The organism is Bradyrhizobium sp. CB1015, assembly GCF_025200925.1.
Lineage (GTDB): Bacteria > Pseudomonadota > Alphaproteobacteria > Rhizobiales > Xanthobacteraceae > Bradyrhizobium.
The window spans coordinates 3,104,889-3,118,501 of the sequence record NZ_CP104174.1; the positions used below are offsets into that span (position 1 = coordinate 3,104,889).

Annotated in this window: 14 protein-coding genes; 2 read left to right on the forward strand and 12 right to left on the reverse strand. The window is 64.3% G+C overall.

Annotated features, from left to right (window positions below; all coding sequences use genetic code 11):
* The 10 genes from N2604_RS14230 to N2604_RS14275 all read right to left on the reverse strand — a co-directional run bounded on the left by N2604_RS14230 (nucleotide 1) and on the right by N2604_RS14275 (nucleotide 9,383).
* Nucleotides 1-825, reverse strand: a complete 825-nt coding sequence (locus N2604_RS14230) for a carbohydrate ABC transporter permease (protein ID WP_260375253.1) — start codon at nucleotides 823-825, stop codon at nucleotides 1-3.
* Complete coding sequence (locus N2604_RS14235; protein ID WP_260375254.1) at nucleotides 822-1,760, reverse strand: carbohydrate ABC transporter permease; 939 nt, start codon at nucleotides 1,758-1,760, stop codon at nucleotides 822-824. Before N2604_RS14235 ends, N2604_RS14230 begins: the two co-directional genes overlap by 4 nt.
* Nucleotides 1,757-3,106, reverse strand: a complete 1,350-nt coding sequence (locus tag N2604_RS14240; protein WP_260375255.1) for an ABC transporter substrate-binding protein — start codon at nucleotides 3,104-3,106, stop codon at nucleotides 1,757-1,759. Before N2604_RS14240 ends, N2604_RS14235 begins: the two co-directional genes overlap by 4 nt.
* Before the next feature lie 56 nt (nucleotides 3,107-3,162).
* A complete protein-coding gene (soxA, locus tag N2604_RS14245; protein WP_260375256.1) occupies nucleotides 3,163-3,942 on the reverse strand; it encodes a sulfur oxidation c-type cytochrome SoxA in 780 nt (259 codons plus the stop codon).
* A complete protein-coding gene (soxZ, locus tag N2604_RS14250; protein ID WP_260375257.1) occupies nucleotides 3,939-4,256 on the reverse strand; it encodes a thiosulfate oxidation carrier complex protein SoxZ in 318 nt (105 codons plus the stop codon). The genes soxA and soxZ overlap by 4 nt, the downstream gene beginning before the upstream one ends.
* On the reverse strand, nucleotides 4,256-4,723 hold the full coding sequence (locus N2604_RS14255; protein ID WP_260375258.1) for a SoxY-related AACIE arm protein: 468 nt from the start codon (nucleotides 4,721-4,723) through the stop codon (nucleotides 4,256-4,258). Before N2604_RS14255 ends, soxZ begins: the two co-directional genes overlap by 1 nt.
* A gap of 4 nt (nucleotides 4,724-4,727) precedes the next feature.
* Nucleotides 4,728-5,165: a sulfur oxidation c-type cytochrome SoxX gene (gene soxX, locus N2604_RS14260; protein ID WP_409241714.1), complete on the reverse strand. Its 438-nt coding sequence runs from the start codon at nucleotides 5,163-5,165 to the stop codon at nucleotides 4,728-4,730.
* Nucleotides 5,166-5,358: 193 nt separating this feature from the next.
* Nucleotides 5,359-6,630 carry an NAD(P)/FAD-dependent oxidoreductase gene (locus N2604_RS14265; RefSeq protein WP_260375259.1) on the reverse strand — a complete coding sequence of 424 codons (1,272 nt, stop codon included), beginning with the start codon at nucleotides 6,628-6,630 and terminating at the stop codon, nucleotides 5,359-5,361.
* Between the two features lie 104 nt (nucleotides 6,631-6,734).
* Entirely contained in the window at nucleotides 6,735-8,921 is a 2,187-nt protein-coding gene (locus N2604_RS14270) for a xanthine dehydrogenase family protein molybdopterin-binding subunit (protein ID WP_260375260.1), read from the reverse strand.
* Nucleotides 8,922-8,933: 12 nt separating this feature from the next.
* A complete protein-coding gene (locus N2604_RS14275; protein ID WP_260375261.1) occupies nucleotides 8,934-9,383 on the reverse strand; it encodes a (2Fe-2S)-binding protein in 450 nt (149 codons plus the stop codon).
* Nucleotides 9,384-9,723: 340 nt separating this feature from the next.
* Here N2604_RS14275 and N2604_RS14280 point away from each other — a divergent pair, with 340 nt between their 5' ends.
* A complete protein-coding gene (locus tag N2604_RS14280; RefSeq protein ID WP_260375262.1) occupies nucleotides 9,724-11,325 on the forward strand; it encodes a B12-binding domain-containing radical SAM protein in 1,602 nt (533 codons plus the stop codon).
* 9 nt (nucleotides 11,326-11,334) lie between these two features.
* Here the strand turns inward: N2604_RS14280 and N2604_RS14285 are convergent, their stop codons facing one another.
* The gene (locus tag N2604_RS14285; RefSeq protein ID WP_311740002.1) at nucleotides 11,335-11,484 is read right to left on the reverse strand and encodes a hypothetical protein; all 150 of its coding nucleotides are present in this window, start codon (nucleotides 11,482-11,484) and stop codon (nucleotides 11,335-11,337) included.
* Between the two features lie 289 nt (nucleotides 11,485-11,773).
* Here N2604_RS14285 and cax point away from each other — a divergent pair, with 289 nt between their 5' ends.
* Nucleotides 11,774-12,877, forward strand: a complete 1,104-nt coding sequence (gene cax, locus N2604_RS14290) for a calcium/proton exchanger (protein WP_260375263.1) — start codon at nucleotides 11,774-11,776, stop codon at nucleotides 12,875-12,877.
* 278 nt (nucleotides 12,878-13,155) lie between these two features.
* Here the strand turns inward: cax and N2604_RS14295 are convergent, their stop codons facing one another.
* Entirely contained in the window at nucleotides 13,156-13,578 is a 423-nt protein-coding gene (locus tag N2604_RS14295; RefSeq protein ID WP_260375264.1) for a hypothetical protein, read from the reverse strand.
* Nucleotides 13,579-13,613: the final 35 nt, after the last annotated feature.

The window sequence follows — 13,613 nt, forward strand, 5'->3', positions numbered from 1 at the left end:
TTATCCACCCTTGACGGCCCCAGCCGTCAGCCCGGCCACGATCTGCCGCTGCGCCAGCACCGTCAGCAGCAGCACCGGGAAGGTGACGATCAGCGCGGCGGCGGCCAGCGGCCCCCAGCTCAGCTGGTCGAACGAGATCATGTTGTAGACCGCAACCGGCAGCGTGCGGGTCTCGCGTCCCGCCAGCACGATGCCGAACACGAAGTTGTTCCAGGAGAAGATCACGGCGAGAATGAAGGCGACCGCGATACCGGGCTTTGCAATCGGCAGCGCGACGTGGCGGAAGACCTGCCAGCGGCCGGCACCATCGATCAGGGCGGCTTCCTCCAGCTCCATCGGCGTCGTCTCGAAATAGCCGATCATGATCCAGATCACGATCGGCACGGTGACGACGAGATGGATGATGATCTGCGGCACCAGCGTGCCGAGCAGGCCGAGCCACTGGAACAGCAGGAACAGCGGGATCAAATAGGACAGTCCCGGCGTAATGCGGGCAATCAGGATCACGATCGCGGATTTATGCGCGGCCATGCGTGCGATGCCGTAGCCGGCGGGGACGCCGACCATGAGCGCCAGCACCGTCGCGCTACCGGTGACGATCAGAGTGTTGATGAAATAGGTCAGGAAGCGGTTGGAGGCGAGCACGTCGGCATAGTTCTTCCAGGCGATGCGATCCGGAAAGAACACCGGCGGGTAGGCCGCATTGTCGACCTCGAACTTGAGTGACAGCGAGAGCATCCAGAGGAAGAACAGGATCGCCGGCGAGACGATGACGAGCACGGACAGCCACAGGCCGATCTTGCCGATGATCTGACGGAGTGTCATGCGCCGCTCGCGATCTCGGTCCACAGCATGCGCTGGCGGGCGTAGAGCATCACCGCCGCGAGCAGGACGATCAGCAGGAAGAACACGACGGCGATGGCCGAGCCGTAGCCGAGGTCGTAATAGGTGAAGGCGACGCTGTAGAGATAGATGTTGATCGTCTCCGATGCCGAGCCCGGTCCGCCTTGCGTGATCGCGAAGATGATGTCGAAGCTCTTCACCGCGTCGATCATGCGGATCATGCCGGCAATGAACAGGAACGGCATGATCAGCGGCAGCGTGATGAAGCGGAACACCTGCCAGAAGCTGGCGCCGTCGATCTGCGCGCTCTCATAGGGCTCGGTCGGGATCGCCGACAGGCCGCCGAGCACGATCAGCATCACCAGTGGCGTCCACTGCCAGGTCTCGACCAGCACCAACGAGGGAATCACGGTTGCGGGATGAAAGACCCAGAGCTGCGCGGGAATCCCGACCAGCGACAGCAGGTAATTGAGCACGCCGAGCTGCGGGTGGAACATCATGGTCCAGACCAGTGCGATCGCAACGGGAGTCGCCATCATCGGCATGATGAAGACGCCGCGCAGAAATCCGCGGCCGGCGAAATTTTGGTGAAACACCACGGCAGAGAGTGTGCCGAGGATCAGCGGCAGCACCACCGACAGCACGGTGTAGACCAGCGTGTGGCCGACCGCCTCGAGAAAGCGCGGATCGCTCGTGAGCCGCAGATAGTTTGAGAACCCGACGAAGGTGGTGGCCGAGCCGACCTTCCATTCGTTCAGGCTCATCCAGATCGTGAAGATCCACGGGAAGATGATGATGGCGAGCACGACGACCAGCGCCGGCACCACGAACGGCCAGTAGGATGGCGGTCGCAATTCCTTCTCCGGCGCGGCCTCGGTCGAAGCCGCGGCCGGAGTCGATTGTATCAACGCACTCACGCCTTTTCGCTACGCTCCAGGATCGGCCGATATTGTTCGTGCGCCTTCTTCAACTCGGTCGCGGGATCGGCGCCTGACAGTGTCGAGGTGAGCGCCGCGCCGACGAGATCGCGGAATTCGGCGACTGGAATCACGACGGGCAGGCCGAGCTTGCTGATCTTGGCGGAATCGATCACCGATTGCAGCCACTCCTTGGGCATCTTCACCCCGCTCTGGATCTCGGGATCGTTCAGGATCGAGTTGCGGAACGGCACGCCCCCGCCGGCCTGCAGCAGCCGCGCACCCTGCTTCTTCGAGACCACCCATTGGCAGAGCAGATAGGCGGCTTCCTTGTTCTTGCTCGCCGCGGCGATGCCGATGCCGTCGCCGTAAGTGGCCGAATATTGTCCCTTCGGCCCGGCCGGCACGACGGTGTAGCCGACCTTGCCGACGACGCGCGAGGCGGCGGGATCTTCCAGTGGCGGCGCCCAGCCGACACCGTCGATCCACATCGCGGATCGTCCTTGGGTGAACGAGGCCATCGACTCCATCCAGTTGAAGCCGGCGACCCCGGGTGGGGCGACCTTGGTCAGCAGCGTCTGATAGAGCTTTGTGGCCGCGATCGCTTCGGGGCCATCGGTCTGGATATTGCCCTTGGCGTCGAGGAATTCGCCGCCATAGTTGAGGAAGAAGTTGGTCCACAGCGTCATGTTGGCGTTGCGCAGGCCGCGTCCGACGAAGCCGTAGGTGCCGTCCTTGGCGTCGGTGAGCTTTTCGGCGGCCGCGACCATCTCGTCGAAGGTCTTGGGGACCGCGACGCCCTTCTTCTCGAACAGCTCCTTGTTGTAGTAGAGAATGAAATAATCGACCGACCAGGGCAGAGACAGCATCTGGCCCTTGTCGTTCTTGGCGTATTGCAGGCCGGCGGCCGAGAAATCGCTTTCGACGAGATCCGGCGCGGTCAACGTCGGGTCCTTCATGAACGGCGTTATGTCGGCGAGCCAGCCGGCCTTCTCGAACTGCCGCTTCTGCACGTGATAGCTGAGATGCACCACGTCGAAGCTCGGCCGTCCCGAGGTGAGCTCGATCACGACCTTCTGGCGCTGTTGCTGCTCGGGGATCTGCTCGGATTCGACCTGGATGCCGGTGAGCTCGGTGAATTCCTTGATGTTCTTTTGCAGGTTGTCGCCGCGGGGACCCTTGGCGAGGATCACCTCCAGCTTGGTCCCGGCGTATTTCTTCCAGTTGACCTCGGCGCGAGCGGGCAGGCCGGTCAGGCTGAGCGCGCCGGCCGCGGCGGTGCCCTTGAGCAGCGTGCGGCGCGAGATGTTGTGGTTGGCCAATTTAGATCCCTCCCTCTGATTCATTTTCTTTGGGAGGGATACTAGCGGCCGTACCACGCCTGCCTAGCCCTAATCGACCATCAGGGACGGACGGCCGGCGTCTCCATCGGCAGGCCGCGCGCCCGCGACATCAGGTACAGTTCGAGCGCGACCAGCTCGGGTGAGCCGTAATCATAGGCCTGGGCGCGGACCCCGCTCATGCAGCTGCGCAACCGGCGCTCGATTGACCCTAGCGTCTGCCACTCCAGGCGGTAGAGCGGATAGCCGGTCGGCTGTGCTTGCGTGATCGGGGCGCCGGCGAGGCGCTTGTCGAAATTGTCGTCGTGGCAATTGGTGCAGGCAAGGTTGAGCTGGCCTTCGCGCTGCATGAAGAGGTCGCGGCCCTGGTCGACGAACGGCCTGAGCTGCGGATCGTCGCCGGCGGTGATCGGAATGCCGCGTGACTGGTGGCCGACGAAGGCGGACAATGCGAGCAGGTCGCGGCTCTCGTAGGGAAGCGGCGTCGCCTGCTGGTGATTGGCACGGCAGAGATTGATCCGCTGATCGAGCGTGATTGGGCGCCCCAGCGCCTTGTCGAAGGCGGGATAACGCGCCGCGACGCCCTTCATGCTGCTGCGCGCATCGCCGTGGCAGTCTGCGCAGGCCTTGTCGGCGGTGCCGGTCGTCTTATTCCACAGCTGCTCGCCATCGAGCACGAACAGCATGCCGGCATTGGCAGTGTCGTCATCCTGCATCGCGCGGGTGTCCGGACCCATGAAGGCATAGCCGGAGCGGCGCGCGTCCGGCGGGACTTCTCCGGCAAGCAGGCCAGGGGCTGCGGCGAACAATGTTGCCGCCGCTATCGCGCGCCAAACAATCATTCGACCGTGATCGAGGCCGATGCGGTGGACGAATAGCCGTTGTCGCCGATCCATTCGAACTCGAACTTGCCGCTCTCCTTGGCCACCGTGAAGAACGACAAATATGGATTCGCCGTGATCGCCGGAAACAGATCGGCACGAAAGATCTCGGCGCCGTTGTAGCGGCAGATGAAGCTCGTGATGATGTCGCGCGGCACGAGCCTGCCGTCCGCGGTGTGGCGGAAGCCTGTTTCCATGATGTGCGAGGTCAGCGTGCGGATCTCGATGATCTCGCCGCGTTTGGCTTTCGAGGGAACGTTGATGAGGGCGGCCATCAATTCATCTCCTCGGTGCAGGCCGCCAGCGTCACGACGATTTCGGCGGCAACCTGCCAGAACGTGTCGTCTGACAGGCGCGCGATCGCGACCACCTTCTGGGTGTCGGCGAGCCGGATCCTGGTCGACACCTGGGCTCGGCCGGAAGATGGGCTGAAATAGAAATTTCCGATGTTCGGTTGCGGATTCTTCTCGTTGAAGACGTGGATGCTCCTGACGTAATCGTCCGCCGTCATCGGGCTCGTAACGCTGACCGTCATCGGCACAGTATTGCCGTTCTCGACCAGCGGCGGAATGTCGAGCTTGATCCTGCCGCTGCGAAGCTGTGCTTCGCCGACGACGTTGCGGATCGCGGTGTTGAGCATCGCCGGCGTCGCTTGAAGCGGCCGCAGCGTCACGATTGGGATCGTCCCGGCGATTGTCACGCCTCCGGCGAGGTTCAAAAATTGTCGTCGCGTGGTTGGCATGAACCTAGTCCCGGAGCGTTGCAAGAAAGGCCACGATGTCCTCGATCTCCGCAGCCGACAGGATCGGCTTCCCGGCGAAGTTGCGTCCGACGCGGACGAAGCCGTCGTTGCGATAATAGGATGGCATGATGGTCTCCGGATTAAAGCGCGAAGCATCGACCAGTCGAAGCCGCAACTGGCTCACGGACCACCGGTTCCCCGCACCGCCGAGATCAGGCGCGAGGTCGCCTTGGAACCGGGTCTCCGGAAATGGGCCGGAATGGCAGAGGATGCAGGTCGTCGTGCGTGCGAGCACCAGCGCGCGCCCACGCGCGGCATCACCGGGTGAGCCTGTGAGCGATTCTGGAATGCCGTCGCCGACGATTGCGTAGGGCACGAGCTCTTCGGCTCTTGCGCCAGGGGCAAGTGCAAGGCTTAGCGTGATCACCGCGGCGACAATCAATGGAATGTGAGACGAGAGATCGAGCCGCGAATTCCACTTACCTCTCCCGCTTGCGGGAGAGGTCGGCGCGCAGCGCCGGGTGAGGGCTCTTTCTTCTGAGGGAGTCTTTGTTGTTGAGACTCCCCAACCCTCCCCCGCAGGCGGGGGAGGGAGCGCAATGTGGTCGTGGCGGCAAGCTCGCTCCATCATTGCTCTAGCCAAAGGTGTCCGTCGTGATGGCCTGAAACCAGCGCTCCGCCTCCGCGGCCTCGCGGGCGCGCAATTCGCGCGGTGCATCGACCGGGCTGGTGGTGCCGCCCTCGACCTCGGCGAAGATGTCGCCACGCGGCTGGTAGTGGCCGGCAAGCGAGAAGCCGTAGCCGGGCGCGACGACGTTGTAACAGACGCCTGTCAGGCGTGGCATGTCCGGCGCGCGGCCGGCAAGGAGATTCACGATCGCGCTGGCGCAAGCCTTGCCTTGCGCGCTCGCGGCGGAGGCCGATTTGGGAATGCTGCCGCCGAGGCAGGCATCGCCAACGACGTGGACGTTCGGAACGAGCTTCGACTCGAACGTGCCGGGATCGATCGGGCACCAGCCGGTCGCGTCGGCAACGCCCGCGATGCCGGCGATGCGGCCGGCACGCTGCGGTGGGATGACGTTGGCGACATCAGGGGTGTAGTTGCCGAACTCGGTGACGATGGTTCGTGTCGTCGGATCGACCGAGGTGACGCGGCCGCCTTGCGACAGTGCGACGCGTTCGATCATGTCGCCGTAGAGCTCCTTCCATGCCTTCTCGAACAGCCGCTGCTGCGAGAACGCGTCCTTGGCGTCGAGGATCAGAACTTTCGAGCGCGGCTTTCTCGACGTCAGGTAATGCGCGATCAGGCTCGCGCGCTCGTAAGGCGCTGGCGGGCACCGGGAAGGATTGGCCGGGATTGCAATGGCGACCGTGCCTCCGTCCGCCATCGTCTCCAATTGCCTGCGTAGCAAAAGAGTCTGAGCGCCGGCTTTCCAGGCATGCGGCATCGTCTCCGACGCGGCGTCGTCGTAGCCGGGCAGGGCTTCGAGATGGAAGTCGATGCCGGGCGAGAGCACGAGACGATCATAGCCAAACGTGCTGCCGTCGCCCGTCGTCACACGACGCGTCTGTGTGTCGATGCCCGTCGCAGCCTGGATGACGACGCCGATGCCCCCGGCGGCAAGCTTGTCATAGCCGAATTGCTGCGCCTCGATCTCGCGCAGGCCCGCGATCACCTCGTTGCTGAAGGGGCAGGAGATGTAGGTCTTGTTCGGCTCGATCAGGGTGACCTGCAATCTTGCATCGGCGCGCTTGAGCGCGCGGGCACAAGCCGCGCCGCCAAAGCCGCCGCCGACCACGACGACGCGGCCCGCCGACTGCGCGCGCAGGATCGAAGGTGCGGCGAGCGATGTGGCCGCGGCGGCGATGCTGAGGGCGGCGTTCCGCCGCGTCACCGGCGCATTCATGAGACCTGTCCGGAAAATGCTGCGGCGGCCGATACGGCCGCCGCGATTTGTCGTTTGAGCATGATCTTTTCGGAAAACCGCTCCACACTTTTCCGGATCATGCTTTACGCGAAGGTGATGTTCTGGTCGCGCAGCGGCACCTGGCGGATGCGCTTGCCGGTCGCGGCGAAGTACGCATTCAGCACGGCCGGCGCGGCGACGCCGATGGTCGGCTCGCCGACGCCGCCCCAGAACCCGCCGCTCGGCACCATCACCGTCTCCACCTTCGGCATCTCGTTGATGCGCATCGAATTGTAGCTGTCGAAGTTGGTCTGCTCGATCTTGCCGTCCTTCACCGTACACCCGCCGTAGAACAGCGCGGAGAGGCCATAGACGAAGGAGCCGGCGACCTGTCGCTCCACCTGCGCCGGATTGACGACGTAGCCGGGATCGGTGGAGGCGACGATGCGATGCACCTTGATCTTGCTGCCGTCGGTTACCGAGATCTCGGCGGCGCCGGCGACATAGCTGCCATAGCCCATCACCTGCGCGATGCCGCGATAGACGCCTTGCGGCGCCGGCGTGTTCCAGCCGATCTTCTCGGCAACCGCGTTGAGCACCGCGAGGTGCTTGGGGTGGTTGCCCATCAGCTTGCGGCGGAATTCGAGCGGGTCCTGGCCTGCGGCATGGGCGAGCTCGTCCATGAAGCATTCCATGTAGATCGCGTTGTGATTGACGTTGACGCCGCGCCAGAAGCCGGGCGGGACGTGCGGGTTGCGCATCGCATGCTCGACCAGAAGGTTCGGCACCGAATAGCCGATCGCGGCTTCGCCGGATTGGGCGACGCCCTGGAATGCCGCGGGATCCATGCCGTTCTGCAACGCTTCGGGGCGGAGCGAGAACAGGATCGATTGCCCGGACAGGCGGTAGTGCAGGGCGATCAGGTTGTTGTTGGCATCGAACGCGCCGGTCATCTTGCACTGGGTGATCGGGTGATACCTGCCGTGCGCCATGTCCTCTTCGCGCGACCACAGCAGCTTGATTGGCGTGCCCGGCATCTGCTTGGCGATCATGACGGCCTGGCGGACATAGTCGGTCTGGCCGCGCCGGCCGAAGCCGCCGCCTGGCATCACCTTGTGCACGTCGCACTTCTCGGCCGGCAGGCCGGACGCCTCCAGGACCGCCGCGAACGCCGCCTCGCCGTTCTGCGTGCCGCACCAGACCTCGCACTTATCTGCCGTATAGAGCGCGGTGGCGTTCATCGGCTCCATCGTGGCGTGGTTCTGGTAGGGATAGGAGTAGACGGCCTCGACCTTCTTGGCGGCACCGGCAATCGCAGCCTTCGCATCGCCGTTCTTGTTGCCGACATAGGCCGGCTGTGAATTGTCGAGGCCCTCGGCCAGCCATTTCGCGATCGACTCGCTGGAGACCTTTGCGTTGTCGCCCTCGTCCCAGACGATCGGCAGCGCCTCCAGCGCGGTCTTGGCGTGCCACCAGGTGTCGGCGACAACGGCGACGGCGGTGTCGCCGACCTTGATCACCTTCTTGACGCCTTTCATGTTGGCGATCTTGGCGTCGTCAAAGCTCTTCAGCTTGCCGCCGAACACCGGGCAGTCCTTGATCGCGGCGTTCAGCATGCCCGGCAGCTTGACGTCGATGCCGTAGACCATCGCGCCGGTGGTCTTGTCGGCGGTGTCGAGCCGATTGACGCCCTTGCCGATCAGCTTCCAGTCCTTCGGATCCTTCAGCTTGACGTCCGCCGGCGGCGTCAGTTTCGCCGCAGCCTCGGAGACCTTGCCGTAGGTCGTGGTCCGGCCCGACGGCGTATGGGTGATGACGCTGTTCTCGGCCCTGCATTCGGAGGCCGGCACTTTCCAGGCATCCGCTGCGGCCTGGATCAGCATCACGCGCGCGGTGGCGCCGCCCTTGCGGACATAGTCCTGCGAGGAGCGGATGCCGCGGCTGCCGCCGGTGGAGAAATCGCCCCAGACGCGCTTGCGGGCGACGCTCTGGCCGGGGGTCGGATATTCGGTCGTGACCTTGGTCCAGTCGCACTCGAGCTCCTCGGCGACCAGCTGGGCGAGGCCGGTCAGCGAGCCTTGGCCCATCTCCGAGCGGGCGATGCGGATCACCACGGTGTCGTCGGGCCTGACCACGACCCAGGCGCCGATCTCGGGCGAGCCGTCGGCGGCACGGACCACGGCGGGGCCGCCGAAGGGGAGGTCGAGACCGATGGCGAGGCCGGCACCGACCGCGGCCGTGCCGATGACGAAGGCGCGGCGATTGAGCCGCGGCGAGATATGCTTGTTCATGTGGGGATTTCCTTACGCGCTCGCGATCATGTGGATCGCCTCGCGCACCTGCTGGAAGGTGCCGCAGCGGCAGATATTGGTGATGGCCTCGTCGATGTCGGCGTCGGTCGGCTTCGGCTTCTCGTTCAGGAGCGCAGCCACCGCCATGATCATGCCGCTCTGGCAATAGCCGCATTGCGGCACGTCCTGGGCGATCCAGGCCTCCTGCACCCTGTGCAGCGCATTGCCCGAGGCGAGCCCCTCGATGGTGGTGATCTTCTTGCCCTCGGCCTCGCTGACCGAGATCCCGCAGGAGCGCATCGCAACGCCGTCGAGGTGAACCGTGCAGGCGCCGCATTGTGCAATGCCGCAACCGTATTTGGTGCCGGTCAGGCCAGCATTCTCGCGGATCGCCCAGAGCAGCGGCGTATCCGGCTCGACGTCGAGCGTGAAGGTTTTTCCGTTGATTGTTAGGTTTGCCATCGCAAGTCCCCTGATTGGCCCAATCCACCGATTGAACTCAGGGGCGCAATGTGTCGGGCAAACTGGAACGGTTCAAATCAACAGTCCGAGGGGTGGCCGGAACGCATGGCCCTGTCGCTCTGGTGTATGGACCGGGACGTCGTTTTGCCTCATCCCTTCGCAATCGATTCGGGTTGACGCCTTATTCCGAGGGCGCCAATCCGCGGCTTGAGGCGACGTCCGGCTATGAATGCCGGTTCCAGGGCCCCGCACGGCTTGCGCAGCGGCGACAGTTTGTCTCTTTTGCCGGGGTGCAAGTCGCGGGCACTTTGGTACACTGCGCCGACGCAAAAGGAGTTCCATGAACGTGCCGAGTCCCTGCAACGTACTGATGCTCTACCCGCTGTTCTCGGCAGAGTCCTTCTGGACCTTCGGCGAATCTTGCAAAGTGCTGGGGGTCAAGCGCCCGGCCGCCCCCCTGGGCCTGATCACCGTTGCCGCGATGCTGCCCAAGAGCTGGACGGTCCGACTGATCGATTGCAACACGGCGTCCTTCGGCGAGGAGGATCTCGCCTGGGCCGACGTCGTGTTCACCGGCGGAATGTTGCCCCAGCAGGCCGACACGTTGCGCCTGATCGAGCTCTGCCGCGCGGCCGGCAAGCCGGTCGTGGTCGGCGGACCGGATCCCACCTCGAGCCCCCACATCTACGAGCGGGCAGATTTCCGGGTGCTCGGCGAGGCCGAGAGCGTCATCGACGAATTCATCGCAGCCTGGGAGAGTGGCGCGCGGTCCGGCGTCTTCACCGCACCAAAGTTCCAGGCCGACGTCACCAAGACGCCGGTGCCGCGCTTCGACCTGCTCAAGTTCGAGGACTACCTCTATCTCGGTGTGCAATATTCGCGCGGCTGTCCCTTCACCTGCGAGTTCTGCGACATCATCGAGCTCTACGGGCGCGTGCCGCGGACCAAGACGATCGAGCAGATGTTCGTCGAGCTCGAGACGCTCTACAAGATGGGCTATCGCGGCCATCTGGATTTCGTCGACGACAATTTCATCGGCAACAAGAAGTCGCTGCGGCAATTCCTGCCGAAGCTCGCCGAATGGCAGCGCACGCACGGCTATCCGTTCGAATTCTCCACGGAAGCCTCGGTCAATCTCGCCGACGATGCGGAGCTCTTGGAGCTGATGGGTGCGGCGAATTTCTTCGGCATCTTCGTCGGCATCGAAAGTCCGGATCCCGAGACGCTGGTCGCGATGCGCAAGAAGCAGAACACGCGGCGCAACATCGCCGAGAGCATCCACAAGATCTACGCCGCCGGCATGCTCGTCACCGCGGGCTTCATCGTCGGCTTCGACAACGAGAAGGTCTCGATGGCGGAGTCGATGATCGAGTTCATCGAGGAGGCGGCGATTCCCGTGGCCATGGTCGGCCTGCTCTATGCCTTGCCGAATACGCAGCTCACGCGCCGCCTGGAGCGCGAAGGCCGGCTGCATTCGGGCCATGACGTGGCGCCGACCATCGGCGCCGACCAGTGCATGGCGGGCATCAATTTCGATCCGGTGCGCCCGTTGCGCGATATCCTGACGGACTACAAGCGGGTGCTGGAGCACATCTACAGTCCGGCCGCCTACGCAGCCCGCGTCGAGCGCCTGATGACGTTGCTCGACCGATCCAGGCAGCGTTCCGAGCTGGCCGAAGGTGATATCCGCTCCAAGCTCGGCGCCATGGAGACGGTGCACAAGGTGGTCTCCGCCCTTCCCGAGGCGCGGGGGGCGCTCTGGCAGACCTTCATGAACTGCGCCAAGCGCGACACGTCATCGGCGCGCATCGCCGTACAGATGATCGCGGCCTATGCGCATCTCGGACCGTACTCGCGCAAGGTCATCGCGGCCATCGACGAGCGCCTGGCCGCGCTGGACAACGAGACCATCACGCCTGCTGTCGGCGTGACGGCGGCCTGACGGCTTACATCACCGCGAGCCGCAAGAAGAGCTCATCACGCTGCCGAGCGCGGCAAAGCCCGCGCCGAGCGCCAGCGCCAGTGTCGCGCCGCCATGACCCGCGAGCGCGAAGCAGGCGGCGGCGAGCGCCGCGCCGGTCGTCTGCCCCGTCAGGCGCATGGCGAGGCCACAAGCAAAACTCGAAAGACAACCCCATGCACAGTAGAAGGCCCTTTGATCGATAAGGCATTTTCCTGCCGTGTCGCGGCGGCGGTCACGGCCGCGATCAAGTTGACCCGTCGGGCAAAACACTGGCAGGATGCCAACGTGCCAGCGATCGGGTCGGGAGCCGGCCGCATGCGCGTCCTGGGCGCACCGTCTCCACCACGCCGACGTTGAGACAGATCAACACTCGCCCTGCGCGGCCGCCCGACCTTTCCATCGGCGCATCGATGGAAGGACGGCCCGTATGCAGACTCTGCTCAGGGAAATCCGGAATACCCCTTTGCTCTGGATGCTGGCCTTCGTGCCCATCGTGCTGGTGGCCGAGGCGGTGGCGCCGCATTTCCACACGCTGCTGTTCGTGCTGTCGGTGCTGGCCATCGTGCCGCTGGCGGCGCTGCTCAGCCATGCCACCGAGGCGGTCGCCGCGAAGACCGGCGATGCCGTGGGCGGATTGCTCAATGCAACGCTCGGCAACCTGACCGAGTTGATCATCGCCATCGCAGCGCTGCGCGCAGGCCAGTACATGCTGGTGAAGGCCTCGATCGCGGGCGCGATCGTCACCAACGCGGTGTTCATGCTGGGCGCCTGCCTGCTGCTCGGCGGTCTGCGCTACCATGTGCAGGAGTATAACCGCGCCGGCGCGCGGCTCTCGTCCGGCCTGTTGCTGATGGCAACCGTCGCCCTGCTTGCGCCGTCGGCAGTCGCCGATCTCGAGCACCTGCCGCAAGGCGGGGGCATCCTGAACAAGCTCAGCCTGGGCATTTCGGTGCTGCTCATCCTCGCTTACGGGCTCGGCTTGTTGTTCTCGCTGCGAACGCACAAGGAATTGTTCGCAAGCGCCGATCACGGCGACGACGACAAGGAGGCGCACTGGCCGATCGGAATAGCCGTCGGCACGCTGCTGGTCGTCACCGTGCTGGTCGCGCTGGTCAGCGAGATCTTCGTGGAATCGGTACAGAAGGCGGCGGAAACCTTCGGAATGAGCCCGGCCTTCGTCGGCTTCATCGTCGTCTCGCTAGTCGGCGCCGCGGCCGAATTTGCGGTGGCCTTTGCCGCGGCGCGCAAGGACCGGCTCGACATGGCCGTCAGCATCGCGCTCGGCAGCGCCTCGCAGATCGCGCTGTTCGTCGCACCCGCATTGGTGCTGCTCAGCTACGTCGTCGGGCCGAAGCCGATGGACCTGCAGTTCTGGCCGGGGGCCGTCACCATGGTGATGATCGCGACGGTGACCTCGGCCTTCATCACGGCCAGCGGGCGCTCGGCCTGGTTCGTCGGCGCCCTGATGATCTTCATCTATGCGGTGTTCGCGATGACGCTGTATGTCGTCCCGCCGGCGGGCCAGGGATGAGGTGCGCCTTCGCGTCGCAGGTTGAATTGATTGGCCGGAGAATGGCGGCCGTGGCCAGCCATCCTCCGAGGAGGCGAACTCGTTTCTGCCAGGCCGTGTACAGGAGCATGATGCGATAAAGGATCTGAGGCCGCTCGGGACATGATTAGCTTCAAGAGGTGCCACGAACCGATCGCGCAGCATGGTCCGCCCGGCGGTTGGTAAGAGGTGTACGCAGCCCACCAGATCTGCGTCGTCCGAGATGGCCAAGGCTCACGTCCGGACAGGTCGACAGGTCCTCAGCTTGCCTCACCCACCTTCCCGCTTGTGGACGAAGAATTCAGCAACCCTTGCGCCATCTCCAGAGCCTCTGCCTCCGAAGCGGCGACCAGCATCGGATATCCCCAGAATTTCTCGGAGACCATCTGGAAGGTTTTCATGCCGACCCGCTTCGCCACCGATGGCTCAACATAGATCAGGGCTTTCACGAATTCACGCAATCGCGGTTTGTGCTTCTTTGACCACAGCGCGAGCCTTCTACGGTCATCTGCATCGTGCTCGTGCTGGGGGCTCTCGGCGTTCGCCCCTTGCCCTATGATGACGAAGGGCGTGCCACGATCGAGCAAGGCTTCGAACGCGGCGAAGGCCTCGTCAGCCGTTCCAGAAGGGCCCTGGTCGTAAGTCAGCCTCACAATCGGAAAAGTCGCGGCATTCAACAGCATTTTCAAACCTACCGGTCAGTTGGCGCAGGACGGTT

Bases quoted from the DNA above. Each gene is read 5' to 3' on its own strand.
- N2604_RS14230 (WP_260375253.1), bottom strand. From the start codon at position 825: ATGACACTCCGTCAGATCATCGGCAAGATCGGCCTGTGGCTGTCCGTG.
- N2604_RS14240 (WP_260375255.1), bottom strand. From the start codon at position 3,106: ATGAATCAGAGGGAGGGATCTAAATTGGCCAACCACAACATCTCGCGC.
- soxA (WP_260375256.1), bottom strand. From the start codon at position 3,942: ATGATTGTTTGGCGCGCGATAGCGGCGGCAACATTGTTCGCCGCAGCC.
- soxZ (WP_260375257.1), bottom strand. From the start codon at position 4,256: ATGGCCGCCCTCATCAACGTTCCCTCGAAAGCCAAACGCGGCGAGATC.
- N2604_RS14255 (WP_260375258.1), bottom strand. From the start codon at position 4,723: ATGCCAACCACGCGACGACAATTTTTGAACCTCGCCGGAGGCGTGACA.
- N2604_RS14265 (WP_260375259.1), bottom strand. From the start codon at position 6,630: ATGAATGCGCCGGTGACGCGGCGGAACGCCGCCCTCAGCATCGCCGCC.
- N2604_RS14270 (WP_260375260.1), bottom strand. From the start codon at position 8,921: ATGAACAAGCATATCTCGCCGCGGCTCAATCGCCGCGCCTTCGTCATC.
- N2604_RS14275 (WP_260375261.1), bottom strand. From the start codon at position 9,383: ATGGCAAACCTAACAATCAACGGAAAAACCTTCACGCTCGACGTCGAG.
- N2604_RS14280 (WP_260375262.1), top strand. From the start codon at position 9,724: ATGAACGTGCCGAGTCCCTGCAACGTACTGATGCTCTACCCGCTGTTC.
- N2604_RS14285 (WP_311740002.1), bottom strand. From the start codon at position 11,484: ATGCGCCTGACGGGGCAGACGACCGGCGCGGCGCTCGCCGCCGCCTGC.
- cax (WP_260375263.1), top strand. From the start codon at position 11,774: ATGCAGACTCTGCTCAGGGAAATCCGGAATACCCCTTTGCTCTGGATG.
- N2604_RS14295 (WP_260375264.1), bottom strand. From the start codon at position 13,578: ATGCTGTTGAATGCCGCGACTTTTCCGATTGTGAGGCTGACTTACGAC.